This is a genomic window from Pseudomonas sp. MBLB4123 (genome assembly GCF_051904775.1).
Classification (GTDB): domain Bacteria; phylum Pseudomonadota; class Gammaproteobacteria; order Pseudomonadales; family Pseudomonadaceae; genus Aquipseudomonas; species Aquipseudomonas benzenivorans_B.
This window is the reverse complement of record NZ_CP196711.1, coordinates 3,049,925-3,071,466: the sequence shown is the minus strand read 5'-3', so window position 1 is coordinate 3,071,466 and position 21,542 is coordinate 3,049,925. Positions and strand designations below refer to the sequence as shown.

The window sequence follows — 21,542 nt, the reverse complement described above, 5'->3', positions numbered from 1 at the left end:
GTTGTAACCCAGGCGCGGCGTGGAGAACGTGCGTACTCGACTTTTTCGGGTATTTCCCGGCTGAAACACGACGGCCAGGACTCTGCCTGGCCGTCGTGAGCGTTACCGCACGATCACCGCTTAGCCGGCGATCGGGGTACGCCAGTCGTCGGAGCCGGAAGTGCCGGAGACTTCGTGGGTCCAGACGATCTTGCGGTAGGTGAAGTAGACGTCTTCCAGGTGGGTGAAGTGGGACATGCCCGGGTCCTGGCAGTTCGGCATGCGCGACTGCACGTCGACGATCACCGCGTCTTCCAGTTCGATGGTGAAGTAGTGTTCCTGGGTGCCGGTGGAGGAGGTGCGGTACCACTCCAGGCGGCACTTGCTCAGGCGCTCGCCGGAGGTCAGGGAGTTGAAGATCAGCGGCGAGGACTTGTCGAACACCTTGGTGATCATCAGCGGCTTGTGCACGCGCTGGCCGGTCGGCTGGCCGGACTGCGGGTCACGCGGGATGATGACCTGGTGGTTGAAGGCTTGAACCAGAATCTGGTCTTCGTGACCTTCCTGGAAGATGTTGCCGACCGAGTCCTCGGTGAAGGTGCCTGCGGTGATCAGGCCTTGCTTGGTGCCTTCGAGGGACAGATACGCGGGTGTTGGCATGAGTGCTCTCCTTGCCTGGTTCGTGGATCGAGTGATCCGGGAGCCGGGTCTAGAGCGAATACCGTGCCATTTATTTAAAATCCTTTAAAAACAATGGCTTAGTAGGTTCGTGTGATGCCGCTGGCGAGGGCTGAGACGGCGCGCACAAAAAGCTGCGCAGAGAGTGGCGCAGGGTTGCGCAAGATGTTGCGCAATGGCTTGCGGCGTCAGGTCTGGCGTGGCCTGGGTGGAAGCATGCACAGCTTTATCCACAGCCCGGCGAGCAATGAGTTGCGCACTTCTGCTTGGCGGGGCTCAGGCGCTTTTCTGCTGGCGTAGCAGTTGCTCGTGACCGTCTTCCCAGCCGGCCTCCCAGGCCGCGGCGGGCACTTCGGCGGCATAGGGCTGCTGGCTGTTCGGCTGGCCGGTCAGGCCCGCCATGTAGCCCTGCTGATAGGCCTTGTTCAGGCTCTCCAGGCTCCACTGGCGCTTGTCATCGGGTTGGGCGTCGGACGCCATGGGCACGGCTCGGGTGGCTCTCGTCTGTGTCTATCTTAGCCATCCGGGGCTGCCGTGCCGGGACGCCGGTCCGGGCTTTTATACCGCTGACCATTTCTGTGATGGAGTCGACCAATGGGGCGGCGCTATTGCACCCGCCGGCGCGCGCGAAGTGGTCGTCCCCTGTCATGCCTGCGTGCGCCGTTATTGTCCTGGCGGTGGAGGAGAAACAGTTGGCGTGGCCGGAAGTTAGAGGGCGTGGTGCGGGGCTGAAGTTTGCGCTGTTTGTGTAATTGGATAAGTCACAGGAATGCGCTGTATTCGCATAAAGAATTTGCCCGCTCGAAGTTGCCTATGCAAGATGGCCGAAAGTGAGGTGCGTCAATGTCGATGATTATTCCGTTACTTATCAGTTTACTTGCGGGTATGGCCGTGCCGTTACAGGCCGGCACGAACTCGCAACTGGCCGCGGTGGCGGGGCACCCGTTCTGGGCGACCACGATTTCCCTGGTGGTCAGCATGCTGGCGATCGCCGTGGTCATGCTGGTCCTGAAGATGCCCCGGCCCAACATGGCCGACCTCCAGGCGGCCCCCTGGTGGGCCTGGCTCGGCGGGGTTGCCGGGGTGTTCTATATCACCGTGGCGTTGTTCATGGCGCCGCGCCTTGGCGCCGTGACCTTCATCATGTCGGTCATAGTCGGGCAGTTGTTGGTGTCGTTGGTCATCGACTATTTCGGCCTGGTGGGGCTGCCCCGGCAGGAGATCAGCCTGCAGAAGTTGGTGGGCGTATTGATCGTTATTGTGGGTTTCTCGGTGACGGTGAATACCTGAGTCGATGCGTTGTTTAGTGCGTGCCGATTAATTATGGGTGCGCGGGGTGCTGTATGTTTGCGTCCGTGCATGGACAGCCAAGGCACAATTATATCGGGAGGATGTATGACAGTTGGCGATGCGATGTATGACGCTATTGGCTCGCGCTTCGAGGAGTTTACCGATAGTGCGTCCCAGCGTTCGGTGGAGACGGAAACCTTCTTCAGCATGGTGGGCGATGTGCGGGGCAAGTCGGTACTGGATCTTGCCTGCGGCTATGGCTTCTTCGGCCGGGAACTCTACCGCCGGGGGGCCAAGGCCGTGGTCGGCGTGGATATCTCGCCGTCGATGATCCAGCTGGCGCGGGACGAGTCGGCGCGAAACGGCGAGAGCATCGAGTACCACGTGCGCAATGTCGCGGAGATGGAAATCCTCGGGCAGTTCGACCTGATCACCGCCGCCTGGCTGTTCAACTATGCGCAGTCCCCCGAGGAGCTGGAGAAGATGTTCGCGGTGGCCGCCAGGAATCTGCTGCCGGGCGGCCGGCTGGTGGCCTACACGGTCGAGCCCGACTACCGGCTGGCCCTGGGCAACTTCACCACCTATGGCGTTACGGTCAAGAACGAGCAGCCCCATCTGGGCGGTTACCGCTGCGACGCCGAGTTCGTCACCCATCCGCCGAGTGCCTTCACCTTCTATCGCTGGGGCCGCGATGTCTACGAGCGGGCCATCCAGCGCGCAGGGTTCAGCGAGTGGCACTGGCAGAAGCCCATCATCTCCCAGCAGAGCCGCAGCCGGTACCCGGCGGACTACTGGGAGCAGTTCGAGCGCAACTGCCTGCAAACCGGCCTGGTCTGCACGCGCTGAGCCAGGCGGGCAGTCGCTGCCCCTGAGGCGCGCCGGCGGGCTGCGCCGCCCATTCCTGCAGGCTACGAGAGAGCGTTATGACAGCCGAAGAGTTTGCCCACTGGCCTCTGTTCGAAGAGCGTCTGAGTCCCGACCTGAGCGATCGCCAGCTGATGGGATTGCCCGAGCACTTCCAGGCGGCGCGGGCGGTGGCCCAGCCGCTGCAGTTGTGGCGGGAGCTGGCCCTGAGGCCGAGCGAGGCCCTGTGCGCTTGCCTGGAAGACCCCGCCACGCCGCTGCCCAAGCGCCTCGTCGCGGGCAAGCTGCTGGCCGAGACCGGCGACCCGCGAATCAACGCGCTGGCGCCGCCGATGATCGAGGTGCCGGGCGGGGTCGTGCGCATCGGCCTGGCCGCGGAGGCGGTGGATGACGTCATGCAGGCGCTGGCCGGGCTGGGCCTGGATCGCGACTGGATCGTCAAGGAAACCCCGTGCCATGAGTCGAGCCTGCGGACCTACCGTATCGGCCGCTACCCGGTGACCAACCAGGAATACCGTGTGTTCCTCGAGGATTCGCGCCAGGCCAGGCTGCCGACCAGCTGGGCCTTCGGCCAGTTCCCGACGGAGCGGGCCAACCACCCGGTCTATGGCGTGCGCGCGGAGGACGCCGATGCCTATGTCGCCTGGCTGGCCGCACGCACCGGGCGTGCCTTCCGTCTGCCGAGCGAGGCGGAATGGGAGTATGCCGCGGCGGGGCCGGACCGCCTGGAGTTCCCCTGGGGCAACCGCTTCCTGAGCGACCACGCCAACACCGCCGAGACCGGCCTGTTCGCGACCACGGCGGTCGGCACCTTCCCCGCGGGCGCGTCGCCCTTCGGTTGTCTGGACATGGCCGGCAATGTCGAGGAGTACGTCGCCGACGACTACCGACCCTATCCCGGGGGCCAGGCCATCGAGGACGACCTGGTCAGAGTGGTCGGCAGCCACCGAGTGGCCCGGGGCGGCAGCTTCACCCGCTTCCGCGACCTGGCGCGCAACAGCCGCCGCCACGGCAAATTCCCGCGCGACATCTACGTGATGGGTTTTCGCCTGGCCGAGGATCTGTGACGTGCCGCTGCCCAACAACGAGAACAAGAAGCCAGTCCAGCAGGGAGTGCCCATGACGCACATCAAGATCAGAAACCAGGTCGCAATTCCGCTGTCGTCGGGGAACTGCGTGGGAACCTTCATCAGCTTCAGCGGCCTGTCCTCGAACCACGAGCATATCGCCATACGCTTCGGCTCGGCGGAGTTGGACAACCCGCTGGTGCGGATTCACTCCGAATGCCTCACCGGCGACGTATTCACCTCGCAGCGCTGCGACTGCGGCCCGCAACTGAACGAGGCGATCGCCCGGCTCAACGAGGAGGGCGGCCTGCTCATCTACCTGCGGCAGGAGGGGCGCGGCATCGGGCTGTACGCCAAGCTGGACGCCTACCGCCTGCAGGATGGCGGGCTCGACACCTTCGAGGCCAATACCCACTTGAACTTTCCGGAAGACAGCCGCGACTTCTCCCACGCCGCGCAAATGCTGCACGCCCTGAATGTCAGGCGCTGCCGGCTGATGACCAACAATCCGGACAAGGTCATTGCCCTGAAGAACTGCGGCATCGAAGTGGACTACGCCATTCCCACCGGCGTCTTCGTGACCGAACACAACCGCCATTACCTGCAGGCCAAAGTCGCCAAGAAGAATCACCTGATCGACCTGTAGCCCGCCAACGCCGGTCCCTTCGAGCGCTCGCGCCGAGGGTGGAATCGTTTTAGACGTCCAACACAATGGAGAGTGGTTGATGAAGCACTTCGGACCCATCAGCGGTATTGCCAGCTTTCAAGACACCTATATCGCCACGGCCGGATACGACAACCAGGTGATTCTGTGGGATGCACGAACCAAGACCCCGATTCACCGGGTCCTGCACGATCATCTGGCCAACCAGTGCGCGTTCAGCCCCGATGGCAAGCTGCTGGTCAGCTCCAGCAGTGACTACAGCGCGCGCCTGTGGGAAGTGCCGAGCATGCGCCTGAAGGCGGTGCTGATCGGCCACGAGGACGACATCGAGATGTCCGCCTTCGCACCCGACGGCCAGACCATCGCGACCTGTTCCCGCGATCACAGCATCCGCCTGTTCGATCTGCACGGCCGACTGCTGCGGGTGCTGCGGGGGCATGGCGCCGACGTGATCTCGGTGTGCTGGTCGGCCGAGGGGGACATGCTGGTGTCCAGCAGCGACGACGGCACCATCCGTCGCTGGGACGCCAACAGCGGCCGCCAGCTCGCCCTCATCGACCTCGATGGCGTGGAGACCGACACCGTCTCGCTGGCCCGCGACGGCACCATCTTCGCCGGCGACGACGAAGGCCGGATCACGGTGATCGGGGCGTCCTCCCGCCATGCCCAGCAGGCCCATGCCGCCGGCATCAAGCGCATCGTCTGGGACGACGCCCAGGGTCTGCTGATCAGCCTCAGCTACGACCGCTCGGTGGTGCTCTGGCGGCTGGACGAGCAGGGGCAGTTGCACAAGACGGCGGAAAGCGCCTTGCCGAGCATCATCTGGCCCCGCAGCTGCGCGCTGCTCGGCGATGACCGCATCGCCTTCGTGACCTTCGGCTCCAGCTACGCCACCTGGAACTACCGCACCCAGGAATGGGACCTGAGCCAGATCGAGCCCGCGCTGAGCCTCAACGCGGTGGCGCTGGTGGGGCACGACACCTACAGCATCGGTGATGCCGGCATCGTCCAGGTCAATGGCCAGGCCTCGGTGAAGATCGGCAGCCTGTGCAATTTCCTCCTGCCGTGCGGCGACTACCTGCTCACCGGCGGGCAGATGGGCACCCTGTTCGATGCCATCAGCGGCCGTACGCTCTATCAGCATCGCTCGCCGCTGAACTGCGCCACCACCTTTCACAAGGATGGCCAGCTGCATGCGGCGATCGGCACCTACACCGGCGAGGCGATCATCTTGCGCCTCGACGCCGATGGTCCGCGTTACCTGACCCAGGTGCAGATGCACGATAACGCGATCAAGGGCATCAGCGCCGACGACAGCCTGCTGTTCAGCGTCTGCGCCACCGCGGCGGCGGCCTTCCACCGCATCGAGGACTTCGGCCTGCAGCGCTATGTGGTCAAGGCCCACGAGCGCATCTCCAATGGCTGTACGCGCATCGCCGGCGGCTTCGCCAGCATCGGGCGCGACCTCAAGCTGCGCCTGTGGCGCAACGGCGAGAGCGAGGTCTATGCCACGCCCCACGCGCACTCGGTGAAGTGCATCGCGGCCTCCGCGGACATGCGGCGGATCGCCACCGGCAGCTACGGCGGCACCGTGGCGGTGTTCGACCTGGAGCAGGGGCGCTGGGAGCGGGTCGAGAAACCGACCGCCAGTGGCATTTCCTGCCTGACCAGCGACCCGGCGTCCAATGGCTTCCTGGCCAGTGCCTACGACGGCAAGCTCTACCCGATCGGCGCGCAGGCCGGCGCTTGAGCGGCGCCTGTGAACATCTCGGCGCGGGGCCAGGGGCGATGACGGGCTTCAGCGAGGTCGACCGCCGCCACATGGCGCGCGCCCTGGCGCTGGCGGCGCGTGGCCGTGGTTCGACCTGGCCCAACCCACGGGTCGGCTGCGTGATCGCCCAGGGCGAACGGGTGGTCGGCGAGGGCTGGCACAGGCGGGCGGGGGGGCCTCATGCCGAGGTCTTTGCCTTGGCGCAGGCCGGTGGCGCGGCGCGGGGGGCCACCGCCTACGTGACGCTGGAGCCCTGCAGCCATGTCGGGCGCACCCCGGCCTGTCATCTGGCGCTGATCGTCGCGGGCATCGCGCGGGTGGTGGTGGCCCACGAGGACCCGTTCGAGCGGGTCAACGGCCGCGGCATCGCCGGCCTGCAGGCGGCCGGCATCCGGGTCGAGCGGGGGCTGCTGGCGGAGGCCGCGGCGGAGCTGAACCTGGGCTTCCTGTCGAGCATGCGTCGCGCGCGGCCCTGGCTGCGGCTGTGCCTCAGCCTGGACGCCGACGGCAGGATGGGACGCGCGGCCTGGGCCGATCTGAGCGAGCCCCGGGCCGACCTGCAGCAGTGGCGCGGACGGAGCGCCGCGATCCTGGTCGGCAGCGGCAGCGTGCTGGCCGACGACCCGGAGTTGGGCGTGCTGCCGGCCACGGCCGAGGCTCTGCCGCCGGTGCGGGTGGTGCTCGATGGCCGGGCCAGGGTGCCGGCGGGGGCGCGGGTCTTCGACCGGCGTGCGCCGACCCTGCATGTGCTGGGCGAGCGGCCGGGCACCTTCGTGGAGCATGGCCACGAGTGCCTGGTGCTGGGCGAGGCCGGGACGCCGATCCCGTTGCCGGCGCTGCTGTGCGAGCTGTCGCGGCGCGGCCTGCACGAGGTGCAGGCGGAAACCGGACCGAGGCTGTCGAAGGCCCTGCTGCAGGCCGAGCTGGTCGACGAGTTGCTGATCTACCTGGCTGCGCCAGCCGCCGCCGGGGCGCAAGCGCCGACGCGCCTGCCCGCAAGCGCCTCGCCGGGGCCAGGCTTTCGGGTGCACGAGGTGCAGCCTGTCGGCCGCAGCTTGCGTCTGTGCCTGCGCCGCGCTCAGGGCTCGGCGGCGTCGTGAACGGCGGCGAGCTTGACCTGCTGGCGTATCCACTGGTGGGCCGGGTCATCGGAGAAGCGGCTGTGCCAGATGTGCACGAAGGGGAAGGGCGGGATGGCGAACGGCGGCTCCAGCAGGATCAGCGCCGGGTCTTTCAGGGCGCCGCGCAGGATGCGCGTGGCGACGGTGAGGATCAGGTCGGTCTGGGCGATCAGGTCGGGCGCCGCGAGCCAGTGCGGCAGGCTCACGGCGATCCGGCGCTGCAGGCCGCTGAGGCGCAGCACCCGGTCCACTTCGGCGCTGGCCGCGCCGTCGACCGAGACCGACAGGTGCGGCCGGGCCAGATAGCGTTCCAGGTCCAGGCGGGCGCCGGCGGGCAGGGTGCTGCGGTCGAGCAGGCAGGAGAAGGTTTCTTCGAATAACACCTCCACGCAGACATCGACCGGCAGGCTGGGGAACACGCCGAGGGCGAGATCGACCTTGCCCTGGGCGATCTGTTCGAGCATGCCGCTGCGGCTGTCCTGGGTGACCACCAGGTTGATGTCCGGTGCCAGACGGCGTACCCGGCGTAGCAGTTTGGACAGCACGAACGAGGCGCCGTAGTCGGACATCGCCAGGTGGAAGGTGCGCTGCGAGCTGGCCGGGTCGAAGCCGTTGGGCTGGCCGAGCAGCCCTTCGACGCGGCTCAGCACGTCCTTGAGCGGGGCCTTCAGCGCCTCGGCCTTGGCGCTGAGGGTGACCCGGCCGCCCTGGCGGATGAGCAGCGGGTCGTCGAGCAGGGCGCGCAGCTTGCCCAGTGAGTGGCTCACCGCCGGCTGGCTCAGGTGCAGGCGGCTGGCGGTGCGGGTGACGTGCTTTTCGCTGAGCAGGGCGTCGAGGACGACCAGCAGATTGAGGTCGATGTTGCGTAGCGAGTTCATATCCATATGCCGATCAACGGGATCGTTGTTCCAAGTGCAGAGGCGAACAATGTTGCAGATTAATCGCGTTATCGAAACCGTGCTGTATGTCGACGACCTGGCACGGGCCAGCGAATTCTACCGGGACACGCTGCAGGTCGGCCTGATGGGCGAGAGCGACACCTTCTGTGCCTTCGCGGTGGGGGACAGCAGCGTATTGCTGCTGTTCGAGCGCGGCGCCTCGTTGCGCACCAGGCACCTGCCGGGGGGCGAGATCCCGCCCCACGACGGCCAGGGGCCGCTGCATGTGTGCTTCGCCATCGATGCCGAGCGGATCGACGCCTGGGAGGAGCACCTCGACCGCTTAGCGGTGCCGATAGAGGGGCGCATGCAATGGCCCAGGGGCGGCACCAGCCTGTACTTCCGCGACCCCGACCAGAACCTGCTCGAGCTGCTCACCCCCGGCTGCTGGCCGATCTACTGAGCCGCTGTCGGCCCTTCCCGCGATACTGGAGCCCGAGATGGCCATGATGCGCCGCCACCCACGCCAGCGCCTGCTGCTGGCCTTCGTCTTACTCTGTGCCCTGCTGGCCGCCGCGGAGCTGGTGCTGTGGCCGGGGCGTTCCGACGCCGTGGCCTCCGCCCAGGCCGCCGCGCCGACCCAGGTAGCGGTTGCCCGGGTGGGCCGTGGGGCGTTTCCCCGCTACCTGGAGGCCATCGGCGAGCTGGAGGCGGTGCAGGCGGTCACCCTGTCCGCGGAGGTCGCCGGACGCATCGTCGAGCTGCCGGTGCGTTCCGGCCAGCGGGTGGAGCGTGGCCAGTTGATCCTGCGCCTCAACGATGCCGTGCAGCGCGGCGAGCTGATCCGCCTGCAGGGCCGGCTGGACAACGCGCGCACCCAGCTGCAGCGGGCCCAGCGCCTGCTCGGGCGCAACGCCATCAGCCGCGAGGCGGTCGACAATGCCCGGGCCGAGGCCCTGGCCGCCGAAGGCGCGTTGAAGAGCCTGCAGGCGCAGCTCGAACAGCGCAGTATCCGCGCCCCCTTCGCCGGCGTGCTGGGCATCCGGCGGGTACACCTGGGACAGTACCTGAGCCCCGGCGAGGCGATCATCAATCTGTCCGGCGAGGCCGGGCTGCTGGTCAATTTCGGTCTGCCCGAGCAGAGCATGGCGCAGTTGCAGGCCGGCGAACGCCTCGAGGTCTTCCTCGATGCCCTGCCGCAGCAGGCGATCGCCGGGCGTCTGAGCAGCATCGATCCGTTCGTCGCCAGCACCCGTAACCTCAGGGTCCAGGCCCTGCTGCTCGAGCCGCCGGCCGTGGCGCTGCCGGGCATGTTCGCCCGGGTACGGGTGCAGCAGGCGGCTGCGGCCGACACCCTGACGGTGCCCGAGACCGCCATCGCCTACAGCGCCTATGGCGAGACGGTGTACCGCCTGGAGCCGCTCGAGGCGGGGCAGCGCTATCCCCGGGTGCGCCGCGTGGCGGTCAGTACCGGCGAGCGCCGCGCCGGTCTGGTGGTGATAGAGGAGGGGCTCTCGGCCGATGATCGGGTGGTTGTGGCGGGGCAGATCAAACTCCACGACGGCGCGTCGATCCGGCCCGTGGCCGACCCGGCCCTGGCCGCCGAAGCGGTGTCCGGAGCGGTGCCCGAAGCGGTGTCCGAACCGGCGGCCGGACGGCAGCGGGAGCGCAGCCTGTGACCTTCACCGATCTGTTCGTCAGGCGCCCGGTGCTGGCGCTGGTCGTGAGCCTGCTGACGATCCTGCTCGGCTGGCAGGCGTTCATGCACCTGCCGGTGCGCCAGTACCCGCTGCTGGAAAGCGCCAGCATCAGCGTCACCACCGAGTACCCGGGGGCGCCGGCCGAGCTGATGCAAGGCTTCGTCACCCAGCCCATCAGCCAGGCGCTGTCGTCCGTGGAGGGCGTCGACTACCTCAGCGCCTCCTCGTCCCAGGGGCGCAGCCAGATCACCCTGCGCATGGCCCTGGACCAGGACTCGCGCGCGGCGCTCGGCGACGTGTTGGCCAAGGTCAACCAGGTCAAGCACCGCCTGCCGGAGCAGGCCTACGACCCGGTGATCGAGCGTTCCGCCGGCGACGCCACGGCGGTCGCCTATGTCGGCTTCTCCAGCGAGACGCTGTCGGCGGCGGCGCTCACCGACTACCTGAGCCGGGTGGTGCAGCCGCTGTTCGCCGGCATCGACGGGGTCGCCAAGGTCGAGACCTTCGGCGGCCAGCGCCTGGCCCTGCGGGTCTGGCTCGACGCGCAACGCATGGCCGGGCACGGCGTCACCCCGGCCATGGTCGAGCAGGCCCTGCGCGCCAACAACTTCCAGGCCGCGCCCGGGCAGATCAAGGGGGCCTACGTGGTCTCGGCGGTCGAGGTCAACAGCGATCTGCGCAACCTGGACGAGTTTCGCGACCTGGTGCTCCGGCATAGCGGCCACCATCTGGTGCGCCTGGGCGATGTCGCCGAGGTGGAGCTGGGCGCGGCGTCCTACGAAACCAGCGCGCTGATGGACGGCAAGCGCGCCGTGCACCTGGGGCTCTATGCCACGCCGGGCGGCAACCCGCTGCTGATCGTCGCGGCCATCGAACGGCTGCTGCCGACCATCCGCACGACCCTGCCGCCCGGCGTGGAGGTGGCCCTGGCCTTCGAGACGGCCGGGTTCATCCAGGCCTCGATCGATGAGGTGGTGAAGACCCTGGTCGAGGCGATCCTGATCGTCGTCGCCATCATCTACCTGTGCCTGGGGTCGCTGCGCACGGTGCTGATTCCGGTGGTCAGTATTCCCCTGTCGATGCTCGGCGCCCTGGCGCTGATGGCGCTGTGCGGCTTCAGCCTCAACCTGCTGACCCTGCTGGCCATGGTGCTGGCGATCGGCCTGGTGGTGGACGATGCGATAGTCGTGGTGGAGAACGTGCACCGGCATATCCGGCGCGGCCTGACGCCCTTGCAGGCGGCGCTCATCGGTGCCCGCGAGATCGCCGCCCCGGTGATAGCCATGACCCTGACCCTGGCTGCGGTGTACGCACCGATCGGCCTGATGGGCGGGCTTACCGGGGCGCTGTTCCAGGAGTTTGCCCTGACCCTGGCCGGTGCGGTGGTGGTGTCCGGGGTGATAGCCCTGACCCTGGCGCCGGTGATGAGCGCGGCGCTGCTGCCGGCGGTACAGGCCGAGGGGCGGGTCAGCCGACTGGCCGAGCAGCTGTTCCGGCGCCTGGCCCTGCATTACCGGCGGCTCCTGGCCGGCAGCCTGCGCTATCGCGGGGTGGTCCTGCTGCTGGCGCTGGCGACCCTGGTCAGCCTGCCGCTGCTGTACGGCGCGGCGCAACGGGAGCTCGCCCCGGGCGAGGATCAGGGCAACCTGCTGGCGGCGATCAAGTCCCCGCAGCATGCCAGCATCGATTTCGTCGAGCGCTACGCCGCGCAGCTGGATGCCCTCTGCGGCGAGCTGCCGGAGACCACCAGCACCTGGATCATCAACGGCACCGACGGCGTGGCCGCCAGCTTCGCCGGGGTCAATCTCAGCGACTGGTCGCGGCGCACCCGCGACGCCGATGCCATCCAGGCCGATCTGCAGCGGCGGGTCGATGCGGTGGAGGGCAACAGCATCTTCATCTTCCAGCTGCCGCCCTTGCCCGCCTCCAGCGGCGGTCTGCCGGTGCAGATGGTGATCCGCACGGCGCAGGACTACCGGGCGCTGTACCAGGCCATGCAGGGGGTCAAGGCGGCGGCCAGGCAGAGCGGGCTGTTCAGCATGGTCGACAGCGACCTGGCGTTCAACAGCCCGGCGACGCAGGTCCGGATCGACCGCAGCAAGGCCAACAGCCTGGGTATCCGCATGGAGGACATCGGCAGTGCCCTGGCCCTGCTGCTGGGGGAGAACTACGTCAACCGCTTCGCCCTGGACGGTCGCTCCTACGACGTGATTCCCCAGGCCCACAGGCAGCAGCGGCTCAGCCCGCAGGCGCTGGCCGGCTACTACGTGGCGACGGCGGCGGGCGATCAGGTGGCGCTGTCGACCCTGGTCAGCCTGCACAGCAGCATCCAGCCGAACAGGCTGACCCAGTTCGACCAGCAGAATTCCGCGACCCTGCAGGCGATTCCCGCCGCCGGGGTCAGCCTGGGGCAGGCGGTGGCCTTCCTCGAGCAGCAGGCGGCGCAGTTGCCGGACGGCTTCAGCATCGATTGGCAGGCGGAGGCGCGGCAGTTCAAGCAGGAGGGCAATGCCCTGCTGCTGACCTTCCTGTTCGCGGTGATCGTCATCTACATGGTGCTGGCCGCGCAGTACGAGAGCCTGGTCGACCCCCTGATCATCCTGATCACCGTGCCGCTGTCGATCTGCGGCGCATTGCTGCCCCTGGCCCTGGGCTTCGCCACGGTGAACATCTACACCCAGATCGGCCTGGTCACCCTGATCGGCCTGATCAGCAAGCACGGCATCCTGATGGTCGCCTTCGCCAACGAACTCCAGGAGCAACGGGGCCACGGGCGTCTGCGGGCGATTCTCAGCGCCGCGACAATCCGCCTGCGACCGATACTGATGACCACCGCGGCGATGGTCATGGGCCTGGTGCCGCTGCTGTTCGCCTCGGGGGCCGGCGCCAACAGCCGCTTCGGCCTGGGGCTGGTGATCGTCTTCGGCATGCTGGTCGGCACCTGCTTCACCCTGTTCGTGCTGCCGGCGCTGTATCTGAGTCTGTCCCGGCGCAGTGGGCGCGCAGCGCGCCTGGCCGAACTGGCGGCCGGCGAGGCGCTGCGGGAAAGGCGCTCGGCGGGCTAGACCGCCAGGGCCAGGATGCTGGCCTGGTAGGCCGCGGCGAAGCTGTCGAAATCGCCTTCTTCCTGGGCCTCCAGTTCCGCCTGGTCGCGCAGCGAGCGCGCCGCGGCGGCCTCGAAGGCGGCCTGCCGTTCGGCGTCGAGCGGCTGGCGGCGGAAATACTCGGCGTGTTGCTTGCTCTGGCGCAGGGCGAACTGGGTGAAGCTTTCCCCCTGCTGCAGCTGGGCGAGGACCTGGGCCGAGGGCGTCAGCGCGGCATCGGCTACCTTGGCCCGTTGCGCCTGCAGCGCCTGCAGGTGGGCGTCGCCGCCCTGGCTGCGGTCGAGCAGTTCGGCCAGCGGCCGGATGTTCTCGAGCAGCTCCTCGGCCCAGGCCTGCAGGCCGACGGCCTGGCCCTGGCGCTGCAGCTGCAGGCCGGGGCGCCGGCCCTCCTTGACCACCGCGAGGAAGTTGTCGGTGCAGGCGTGGCACTCGTCACTCTCCAGCAGCGGGCTGGCCTGCAGCACGCAGAACAGCAGGAAGGCGTCGAGGAAGCGCGCCTCGTCCAGGTCGATGCCCAGCGGCAGGAAGGGGTTGATGTCCAGGCAGCGCACCTCGACGTACTGCACGCCGCGGGCCATCAGCGCCTGGATCGGCCGTTCGCCGCTGGCGGTGACGCGCTTGGGGCGGATGTTCGAGTAGTACTCGTTCTCGATCTGCAGGATGTTGGTGTTGAGCTGCTGCCACTCGCCGTCCTTCTGGGTGCCGGCCTCGACATAGGCGGGGTAGGGCGTGGCGACCGCCTGGCGCAGGCTGTCGGTGTAACTGGCCAGGTCGTTGTAGCAGGGGGTCAGGCCGGCCTGGGCGTTGCTCTGGTAGCCCAGGTCGCTCATGCGCAGGCTGGTGGCATAAGGCAGGTACAGGGTCTGTGGGTCGAGCTGCTCGAGCTGGTGCGGCCGGCCGCGCATGAAGCCGACGTCCAGCGCCGGCGAGGCGCCGAACAGGTACATCAGCAGCCAGCTGTAGCGGCGGAAGTTGCGGATCAGGCCGATGTAGCGCGCCGACTGGTAGTCGCGGGCGCTGCGGTTGTCGCCTTCGGCCTGCTGCAGCAGGGTCCACAGGCTTTCCGGCAGGGAGAAGTTGTAGTGGATGCCGGCGATGCACTGCATGGTCTTGCCGTAGCGCAGCGCCAGGCCCTTGCGGTACACGTACTTGAGCCGGCCGATATGGGAGTCGCCGTAGCGGGCGATCGGAATCGTCTCCTCGTCCGGCAGGGCGCAGGGCATCGACGGGCTCCACAGGTACTCGCCGTCGAGCTTGCTGTAGGCGTACCTGTGGATGTCTTCGAGGTCGGCCAGGGTCACCGCCGCGTCGGCCTCGGCCGGGGTGATGAACTCCAGCAGCGCCTCGGAGTAGTCGGTGGTGATCTGCGGATGGGTCAGCGCCGAGCCGAGGGCCATCGGGTGCGGGGTCAGCGCCAGCTGGCCGTCGCTGTCGACGCGCAGGCATTCGCGCTCGATGCCGTGCAAGCACTGGGAAAGCAGGGAGAGGTTGGCGCGCTCGCCGAGCAGGGCCAGGCGGCGGGATAACAGGTCGCTCAAGATTGCATTCCTTCACGCGTCGGTCGGCCCAATATGGGGGCGAAACGAGTGCTCTACAAGGGGGAGGCGGTAACGGCGCGTTGCACCCTGGCCCTGGGGCGGAGCACGGCCTCTCTACCCTAGACCAGTCCGCTGGCGGGAAATTACACCCAGGCGAAGGTCGCTTGCGCCTTAGCGACCAGCCTGTCGTTCTGGAGGGCTGCGACCCCCGGCGCCGGGGCGCCGGCCGGCGTGGCCCTTCAGTGGCAGCAGGTGGCCGCAGGCGCCGCTCTGGCCGGCCTCTGCCTGCGGCCCCGCCTATGCCCTACTTGCGCAGTTGCTTGGCATTGGCGAACAGCGCGGCCATGGCGTTGTTGCCCGGCGCCGGCTTGTCCTGGCCGGAGTGACGCTCGCTGCGCGGGGTGTTGCCGCGCTGGCCGCCGCGGGACTGTCCGCCGCGCGCGCCCTCGACCTTCTCGCCGGGGGTGTCGCCCAGGCGCATGGACAGGGCGATGCGGCCCCGCGCGATGTCCACCTCCATGACCTTGACCTTGACCACGTCGCCGGCCTTGACCGCCTCGTGCGGGTCCTTGATGAACTTCTCCGACAGCGCCGAGATGTGCACCAGGCCGTCCTGGTGCACGCCGATGTCGACGAAGGCGCCGAAGTTGGTGACGTTGGTCACCACGCCTTCGAGGATCATCCCCAGTTCGAGGTCCTTGAGGGTCTCGACGCCTTCCTGGAACTCGGCGGTCTTGAACTCCGGACGCGGGTCGCGGCCGGGCTTCTCCAGCTCGCTGAGGATGTCGCCGATGGTCACCAGGCCGAAGCGCTCGTCGGTGAATTTCTTCGGGTCCAGGCGCTTGAGAAAGGCCGCGTCGCCGATCAGCGAGCGGATGTCGCGGCCGGTGTCGGCGGCGATGCGCTGCACCAGCGGGTAGGTCTCCGGGTGCACCGCCGAGGCGTCCAGCGGGTTGTCGCCGTTCATCACACGGAGGAAGCCGGCGGCCTGTTCGAAGGTCTTCTCGCCCAGGCGCGAGACCTTCTTCAGGGCGTCGCGGGTCTTGAACGCGCCGTTGGCGTCGCGGTGCGCGACGATGTTCTGCGCCAGGGTCGCGTTGAGCCCGGAGATGCGCGCCAGCAGGGCGGCGGAGGCGGTGTTGACGTCGACGCCGACGGCGTTCACGCAGTCCTCCACCACGGCGTCGAGGCTGCGCGCCAGCTTGAGCTGGGACACATCGTGCTGGTACTGGCCGACGCCGATGGATTTCGGGTCGATCTTCACCAGCTCGGCCAGCGGGTCCTGCAGGCGTCGGGCGATGGACACCGCGCCGCGCAGCGACACGTCCAGCTCGGGGAACTCGCGGGCGGCCAGCTCGGAGGCGGAGTAGACCGAGGCGCCGGCCTCGCTGACCATGATCTTGGTCATCTTCAGCCCGGGGTACTTCTTGATCAGCTCGGCGGCCAGCTTGTCGGTTTCGCGGCTGGCGGTGCCGTTGCCGATGGCGATCAGGTCGACGCCATGCTTGGCGCACAGCGCGGCCAGTACGGCGAGGGTCTGGTCCCACTGGTTCTTCGGCGCGTGGGGGTAGACGGTGGCGGTGTCCAGCAGCTTGCCGGTGGCATCGACCACCGCCACCTTGCAGCCGGTGCGCAGGCCCGGGTCCAGGCCCAGGGTGGCACGCGGGCCGGCCGGGGCGGCCAGCAGCAGGTCGTGCAGGTTGCGGGCGAACACGCCGATGGCCTCGTCCTCGGCGCCTTCACGCAGCTCGCCGAGCAGGTCGGTTTCCAGGTGGGTGTAGAGCTTGACCTTCCAGGTCCAGCGCACCACCTCGCCGAGCCACTTGTCGGCGGCGCGGCCGCGCTGCTCGAGGCCGAAGCGCTCGGCGATCATCAGCTCGCAGGGGTGCAGGGCGCCAGGCAGCTCTTCGCCGACCTTGAGGCTGGCGCTGAGGATGCCCTCGTTGCGCCCGCGGAAGATCGCCAGGGCGCGGTGCGAGGGCGCGCTCTTGAGCGGCTCGTCGTGCTCGAAGTAGTCGCGGAACTTGGCGCCTTCCTCTTCCTTGCCGGCGACCACCCGGGCGCTCAGGGTGGCGTGGTCCTTGAGGAAGCTGCGCAGGCTGCTGAGCAGGGTGGCGTCCTCGGCGAAGCGCTCCATGAGGATGTACTTGGCGCCTTCCAGCACCGCCTTGGCGTCGGCGAAGCCCTTCTCTGCATCGATGAAGCGCTGGGCTTCCTGCTCCGGGGTCAGGCTCGGGTCGTCGAACAGCGCATCGGCCAGCTCGCCGAGGCCGGCTTCCAGGGCGATCTGGCCCTTGGTGCGGCGCTTCTGCTTGTAGGGCAGGTAGAGGTCTTCGAGGCGGGTCTTGGTGTCGGCCAGGTTGATCTCGCGGGCCAGCTCGGGGGTCAGCTTGCCCTGCTCCTCGATGCTGGCGAGGATGCTGGCGCGGCGATCGTCCAGCTCGCGCAGGTAGCGCAGGCGCTCTTCCAGGTGGCGCAGCTGGGTGTCGTCCAGGCTGCCGGTGACTTCCTTGCGGTAGCGGGCGATGAAGGGCACGGTGGAGCCCTCGTCGAGCAGCGCCACGGCGGCGGCGACCTGTTGCGGGCGCACGCCCAGTTCTTCGGCGATGCGGTTGTTGATGCTGTCCATAAAAAGCTACCCACACTGAAACGAAAAACCGGCCACGCAGAGCACTGGCCAGGCACGAAAGCGGCGCATTATAAACACCGCCTACCGGGCTGCTGGGAACCGTTCGGGGAAAAATCTGCTAACAATGGCCCGCCCGCCGCATGCCGCGGCTGGGCCATAATGCCGGCGTTGGACGCTGTTCGAGCGCCTGCGGGCGCAACAGTTCCTTGAACCAGGAGCCTCTATGAGCGGTACCCCCTCTTCTGTCGAAGGCGAGAAAATCCTTATCGTCGATGATGACGCCCGCCTGCGCCGCCTGCTCGAACGTTTCTTCGACGAGCAGGGTTACCGCGTGCGCACGGTGGAAAACGTCGAGCAGATGGACCGCCTGCTGGCGCGCGAGCTGTTCAACCTGGTGGTGCTCGACCTGATGCTGCCGGGCGAGGACGGCCTGTCCGCCTGCCGCCGCCTGCGCGAGGCGAACAACCAGGTGCCGATCATCATGCTCACCGCCAAGGGCGACGAGGCCAGCCGCATCCAGGGCCTGGAGCAGGGCGCCGACGACTACCTGGCCAAACCCTTCAACCCGCGCGAGCTGCTGGCGCGGATCAAGGCCGTGCTGCGCCGCCAGGCGCCGGTGGTGCCGGGGGCGCCGGGCAGCGAGGAGCAGACGGTGAGTTTCGGCGACTACCAGCTGTCGCTGGCCACCCGCGAGCTGAAGAAGGGCGACCAGGTGCACATGCTCACCACCGGCGAGTTCGCCGTGCTCAAGGCCCTGGTGCAGCACGCCCGCGAGCCGCTGACCCGGGACAAGCTGATGAACCTGGCCCGCGGCCGCGAATGGGACGCCCTGGAGCGCTCCATCGACGTGCAGATCTCGCGCCTGCGCCGGTTGATCGAGCCGGACCCGTCCAAGCCGCGCTATATCCAGACGGTCTGGGGCGTGGGCTATGTGTTCGTCCCGGACGGCGCCAAGTCGTAGCGTGGAGAGCGCCGCATGGGGTTTATCCACCGATGAGATCGCCAGGTGGAAAAGGCCGGTAGGCGTTTTCCACCCTACGCCGAGCCGCTTATGAAAACCCCGCTGTGGTTCCCGCAAAGCTTCTTCGCCCGCACCCTCTGGCTGGTGCTGGTGGTGGTGCTGTTCTCCAAGGCGCTGACCCTGGTCTATCTGATGATGAACGAGGACGTGCTGGTCGACCGCCAGTACAGCCACGGCGCGGCCCTGACCCTGCGCGCCTACTGGGCGGCCGATCCGGAGGACCGTGCGACCATCGCCAAGGCCGCCGGCCTCAAGCGGGTGCCCTACGAGTCGGTACCGGCCAGCGAGCAGCACTGGCCCTACAGCGAGATCTTCCAGCGACAGATGCAGGCCGAGCTGGGGCCGGACACCGAGGTGCGGGTGCGGGTGCACAGCCCGCCGGCGCTCTGGGTGCATGCCCCGGCGTTTGGCGACGACTGGCTGCGGGTACCCATGTACCCCCACCCCCTGCGCGGCCAGCGGATCTGGAGCGTGCTCGGCTGGTTCCTCGGCATCGGCCTGCTGTCCACCGCGGCGGCCTGGATCTTCGTGCGCCAGCTCAGCGCGCCGCTCAAGCGCCTGGTGTTCGCCGCCCGGCAGATCGGCCAGGGGCGCAGCGTGCGCCTGCCGGTCGGCGATACGCCGAGCGAGATGGCCGAGGTCTACCGTGCCTTCAACCAGATGGCCGAGGACGTCGAGCAGGCGGCCCGCGAGCGCGAGCTGATGCTGGCGGGCGTGTCCCACGACCTGCGCACGCCGCTGACCCGCCTGCGCCTGTCCATGGAGTTCCTCGACAACGACTCGGACCTGACCGAGGACATGGTGCGCGACATCGAGGACATGGACGCGATACTCGACCAGTTCCTCGCCTTCATCCGCGACGGCCGCGACGAGCCGCTGGAGGCCCTCGACCTGGGCGAGCTGATCCGCGAGGTGGTGACCCCCTACAACCAGCAGCGGGAGCGGGTGCGCCTGTGCCTGGAGCCGTTGCCGGCCTTCCCGCTGCGTCGGGTGTCGATCAAGCGCCTGCTGGTCAACCTGATCGAAAACGCCCTGCGCTACGGCGGCGATGCGGTGGAGGTGGCGGCCTACCTGTCCGGCCACCACAGCGCGCCCTACGTGGTGCTCAGCGTGCTCGACCGCGGCGCCGGCATCGCCCCGGCGGAGCTGAGCAGCATCTTCAACCCCTTCATCCGCGGCGACCGCGCCCGTGGCGGCCAGGGCGCGGGCCTGGGGCTGGCCATCGTCAAGCGCATCGCCGCCCTGCATGGCGGCAGCGTCGAGCTGCGCAACCGTTCCGGCGGCGGCCTGGAGGCGCGGGTGTGCCTGCCCCTGGGCCTGCTGCTGCCGCGCGACGCGGCCTGAGGCGGGGGCTAGCCGCGGCCCTTGGTGCGGGTCAGGTGCGGCATGGCGGTCTTCTCCAGGTGCTCGATGATCATCCCGGCGACGTCCTTGCCGGTGGTGGTCTCGATGCCGCCCAGGCCGGGCGAGGAGTTCACCTCCATCACCAATGGGCCGTGGTGCGAGCGCAGGATGTCCACCCCGGCCACCGACAGGCCCATGACCTTGGCCGCGCGGATGGCGGTCATGCGCTCCTCCGGGGTGATCTTGATCAGGCTGGCCTCGCCGCCGCGGTGCAGGTTGGAGCGGAACTCGCCGGGCTTGGCCTGGCGCTTGATCGCCGCGATCACCTTGTCGCCGACCACGAAGCAGCGGATGTCGGCGCCGCCGGCTTCCTTGATGTATTCCTGGACCATGATGTTCTGCTTGAGGCCCATGAAGGCCTCGATCACCGACTCGGCGGCCTTCTGCGTCTCGCACATCACCACGCCTATGCCCTGGGTGCCCTCCAGCACCTTGATGATCAGCGGCGCGCCGTTGACCATCTGGATCAGGTCAGGGATGTCGTCCGGTGAGTGGGCGAAGCCGGTCACCGGCAGGCCGATGCCCTTGCGCGACAGCAGCTGCAGCGAGCGCAGCTTGTCCCGCGAGCGGGTGATGGCCACCGACTCGTTGAGGGGGAACACCCCCATCATCTCGAATTGGCGCAGCACCGCGCAGCCGTAAAAGGTGACCGAGGCGCCGATGCGCGGGATCACCGCGTCGAAGCCCTCCAGCGGCTGGCCGCGGTAGTGGATCTGCGGCTTGTGGCTGGCGATGTTCATATAGGCCCGCAGGGTGTCGATCACCACCATTTCGTGGCCCCGTTGCTGGCCGGCTTCGAGCAGGCGGCGGGTGGAATACAGGCGCGGGTTGCGCGACAGGATGGCGATTTTCATGGGGCACCAGGTAGGTCGAGTAGCGAGGGTTTGTCTTGAACATAGGTCAGCGCCGGGTTGACCACCAGCTGGCCGTCGACCAGGGCCTTGGAGCCGAGCAGTACCCGGTAGCGCATGGTCTTGCGGCAGGTCAGGGTGAATTCCACCGGCCAGCTGCGGTCGCCGAGGATCAGGCTGGTGCGGATCGTGTAGCGGCTCTGCACATGGCCGGTGGAACTCTTGATGCGCTTGACCGCCACCAGCGGCGCCTCGCAGCGATGGCGCCGCTGCACCAGGGTGCCGATGTGCGCGGTGAAGCGCACCCAGTCGGCGCCGTCGCGTTCGAACGGCTGGATGTCGCTGGCATGCAGGCAGGAGGTGCTGGCGCCGGTGTCGATCTTCGCACGCAGGCCGACCATGCCCAGATCCGGTAGGTTGATCCATTCGCGCAGGCCGATCACGCTGAGTTGGTCGAAGGTCTTCACGCGGGGCGGTTTCCATTGGGCCTTGCTGAACGCTAGTCCGGGAATTCTAGTTGTGCATCGGGACAACCGCATCAGGCAGAATCGCCGGGCAGCGGCATTCTTGATCGAGAGAGCGATGAGCGAGAAAGACGACGGCAAGGTCCGCCTGGACAAATGGCTGTGGGCGGCGCGTTTCTACAAGACCCGCGCCCTGGCCAAGGCGGCGATCGAGGGCGGCAAGGTGCATTGCCGGGGCGAGCGCTGCAAACCGAGCAAGGAGCCGAAGGTCGGCGACGAACTGGTGATCCGCGCCGGCTTCGACGAGCGCACGGTGGTCATCCAGGCGCTGTCGGCGGTGCGCCGGGGCGCGCCCCAGGCCCAGGAACTGTACCGCGAGACCGCCGAGAGCATCGCCCGCCGCGAGCAGGCCGCGGCGCAGCGCAAGGCCGGCGCCCTGGGCGTGCAGACCGACGGCCGGCCGACCAAGAAACAGCGCCGCCAGCTGCAGCAGTTCCACGGCGGCCAGGAGGACTGAGG

Annotated in this window: 19 protein-coding genes; 12 read left to right on the top strand and 7 right to left on the bottom strand. The window is 68.1% G+C overall.

Annotation, left to right across the window (positions count from 1 at the left end):
• Window positions 1–120: 120 nt before the first annotated feature.
• Both ACSX1C_RS14160 and rmf read right to left on the bottom strand, forming a co-directional pair.
• Entirely contained in the window at window positions 121–639 is a 519-nt protein-coding gene (locus ACSX1C_RS14160) for an Hcp family type VI secretion system effector (protein WP_439886660.1), read from the bottom strand.
• Window positions 640–933: 294 nt separating this feature from the next.
• Window positions 934–1,137, bottom strand: coding sequence for a ribosome modulation factor (rmf, locus tag ACSX1C_RS14155; RefSeq protein ID WP_318644622.1), 204 nt, complete (start codon window positions 1,135–1,137; stop codon window positions 934–936).
• A gap of 363 nt (window positions 1,138–1,500) precedes the next feature.
• On the opposite strand from rmf, the gene ACSX1C_RS14150 reads away from it, so the two are divergent.
• The 6 genes from ACSX1C_RS14150 to ribD all read left to right on the top strand — a co-directional run bounded on the left by ACSX1C_RS14150 (window position 1,501) and on the right by ribD (window position 7,413).
• Window positions 1,501–1,947 (top strand): DMT family transporter, encoded by a 447-nt coding sequence (locus tag ACSX1C_RS14150; RefSeq protein ID WP_439886659.1) that lies wholly within the window; start codon window positions 1,501–1,503, stop codon window positions 1,945–1,947.
• Window positions 1,948–2,052: 105 nt separating this feature from the next.
• Window positions 2,053–2,793 (top strand): class I SAM-dependent methyltransferase, encoded by a 741-nt coding sequence (locus ACSX1C_RS14145; RefSeq protein ID WP_439886658.1) that lies wholly within the window; start codon window positions 2,053–2,055, stop codon window positions 2,791–2,793.
• 77 nt (window positions 2,794–2,870) lie between these two features.
• The gene (locus tag ACSX1C_RS14140; RefSeq protein WP_439886657.1) at window positions 2,871–3,878 is read left to right on the top strand and encodes a formylglycine-generating enzyme family protein; all 1,008 of its coding nucleotides are present in this window, start codon (window positions 2,871–2,873) and stop codon (window positions 3,876–3,878) included.
• Between the two features lie 52 nt (window positions 3,879–3,930).
• Window positions 3,931–4,524 (top strand): GTP cyclohydrolase II, encoded by a 594-nt coding sequence (locus tag ACSX1C_RS14135; RefSeq protein ID WP_439886656.1) that lies wholly within the window; start codon window positions 3,931–3,933, stop codon window positions 4,522–4,524.
• A gap of 79 nt (window positions 4,525–4,603) precedes the next feature.
• Window positions 4,604–6,292 (top strand): WD40 repeat domain-containing protein, encoded by a 1,689-nt coding sequence (locus ACSX1C_RS14130; RefSeq protein ID WP_439886655.1) that lies wholly within the window; start codon window positions 4,604–4,606, stop codon window positions 6,290–6,292.
• A gap of 38 nt (window positions 6,293–6,330) precedes the next feature.
• Window positions 6,331–7,413: a bifunctional diaminohydroxyphosphoribosylaminopyrimidine deaminase/5-amino-6-(5-phosphoribosylamino)uracil reductase RibD gene (gene ribD / locus ACSX1C_RS14125; protein ID WP_439886654.1), complete on the top strand. Its 1,083-nt coding sequence runs from the start codon at window positions 6,331–6,333 to the stop codon at window positions 7,411–7,413.
• On the opposite strand, the gene ACSX1C_RS14120 is transcribed toward ribD, so the two are convergent.
• On the bottom strand, window positions 7,392–8,318 hold the full coding sequence (locus ACSX1C_RS14120; protein ID WP_439886653.1) for a LysR family transcriptional regulator: 927 nt from the start codon (window positions 8,316–8,318) through the stop codon (window positions 7,392–7,394). The two genes, ribD and ACSX1C_RS14120, sit on opposite strands and share 22 nt — an antisense overlap.
• 43 nt (window positions 8,319–8,361) lie before the next feature.
• Between ACSX1C_RS14120 and ACSX1C_RS14115 the strand changes: the two genes are divergently transcribed.
• From ACSX1C_RS14115 to ACSX1C_RS14105, 3 genes are read left to right on the top strand one after another with little or no spacing between them, the layout of a single operon-like run.
• Window positions 8,362–8,775, top strand: coding sequence for a VOC family protein (locus ACSX1C_RS14115; protein WP_439886652.1), 414 nt, complete (start codon window positions 8,362–8,364; stop codon window positions 8,773–8,775).
• Window positions 8,776–8,812: 37 nt separating this feature from the next.
• Window positions 8,813–9,991 carry an efflux RND transporter periplasmic adaptor subunit gene (locus ACSX1C_RS14110; protein ID WP_439886651.1) on the top strand — a complete coding sequence of 393 codons (1,179 nt, stop codon included), beginning with the start codon at window positions 8,813–8,815 and terminating at the stop codon, window positions 9,989–9,991.
• On the top strand, window positions 9,988–13,077 hold the full coding sequence (locus ACSX1C_RS14105; RefSeq protein WP_439886650.1) for a MexW/MexI family multidrug efflux RND transporter permease subunit: 3,090 nt from the start codon (window positions 9,988–9,990) through the stop codon (window positions 13,075–13,077). Before ACSX1C_RS14110 ends, ACSX1C_RS14105 begins: the two co-directional genes overlap by 4 nt.
• Here the strand turns inward: ACSX1C_RS14105 and gshA are convergent.
• Together gshA and ACSX1C_RS14095 are read right to left on the bottom strand one after the other, a co-directional pair.
• Window positions 13,074–14,654 carry a glutamate--cysteine ligase gene (gene gshA, locus ACSX1C_RS14100; RefSeq protein WP_439886649.1) on the bottom strand — a complete coding sequence of 527 codons (1,581 nt, stop codon included), beginning with the start codon at window positions 14,652–14,654 and terminating at the stop codon, window positions 13,074–13,076. The two genes, ACSX1C_RS14105 and gshA, sit on opposite strands and share 4 nt — an antisense overlap.
• A gap of 304 nt (window positions 14,655–14,958) precedes the next feature.
• Entirely contained in the window at window positions 14,959–17,283 is a 2,325-nt protein-coding gene (locus ACSX1C_RS14095; RefSeq protein WP_439886648.1) for a Tex family protein, read from the bottom strand.
• A gap of 223 nt (window positions 17,284–17,506) precedes the next feature.
• Between ACSX1C_RS14095 and ompR the strand changes: the two genes are divergently transcribed.
• Both ompR and ACSX1C_RS14085 read left to right on the top strand, forming a co-directional pair.
• Window positions 17,507–18,244, top strand: a complete 738-nt coding sequence (gene ompR, locus ACSX1C_RS14090) for an osmolarity response regulator transcription factor OmpR (RefSeq protein ID WP_439886647.1) — start codon at window positions 17,507–17,509, stop codon at window positions 18,242–18,244.
• A gap of 90 nt (window positions 18,245–18,334) precedes the next feature.
• On the top strand, window positions 18,335–19,648 hold the full coding sequence (locus ACSX1C_RS14085; protein WP_439886646.1) for an ATP-binding protein: 1,314 nt from the start codon (window positions 18,335–18,337) through the stop codon (window positions 19,646–19,648).
• An 8-nt stretch (window positions 19,649–19,656) separates the two neighbouring features.
• Here ACSX1C_RS14085 and rimK read toward each other — a convergent pair whose 3' ends face one another.
• Together rimK and rimB are read right to left on the bottom strand one after the other, a co-directional pair.
• Complete coding sequence (rimK, locus tag ACSX1C_RS14080; RefSeq protein ID WP_439886645.1) at window positions 19,657–20,562, bottom strand: 30S ribosomal protein S6--L-glutamate ligase; 906 nt, start codon at window positions 20,560–20,562, stop codon at window positions 19,657–19,659.
• The gene (rimB, locus tag ACSX1C_RS14075) at window positions 20,559–21,026 is read right to left on the bottom strand and encodes a retropepsin-like aspartic endopeptidase RimB (RefSeq protein ID WP_439886644.1); all 468 of its coding nucleotides are present in this window, start codon (window positions 21,024–21,026) and stop codon (window positions 20,559–20,561) included. Before rimB ends, rimK begins: the two co-directional genes overlap by 4 nt.
• 115 nt (window positions 21,027–21,141) lie before the next feature.
• Here rimB and ACSX1C_RS14070 point away from each other — a divergent pair, with 115 nt between their 5' ends.
• Window positions 21,142–21,540: an RNA-binding S4 domain-containing protein gene (locus ACSX1C_RS14070; RefSeq protein WP_439886643.1), complete on the top strand. Its 399-nt coding sequence runs from the start codon at window positions 21,142–21,144 to the stop codon at window positions 21,538–21,540.
• Window positions 21,541–21,542 lie beyond the last annotated feature (2 nt).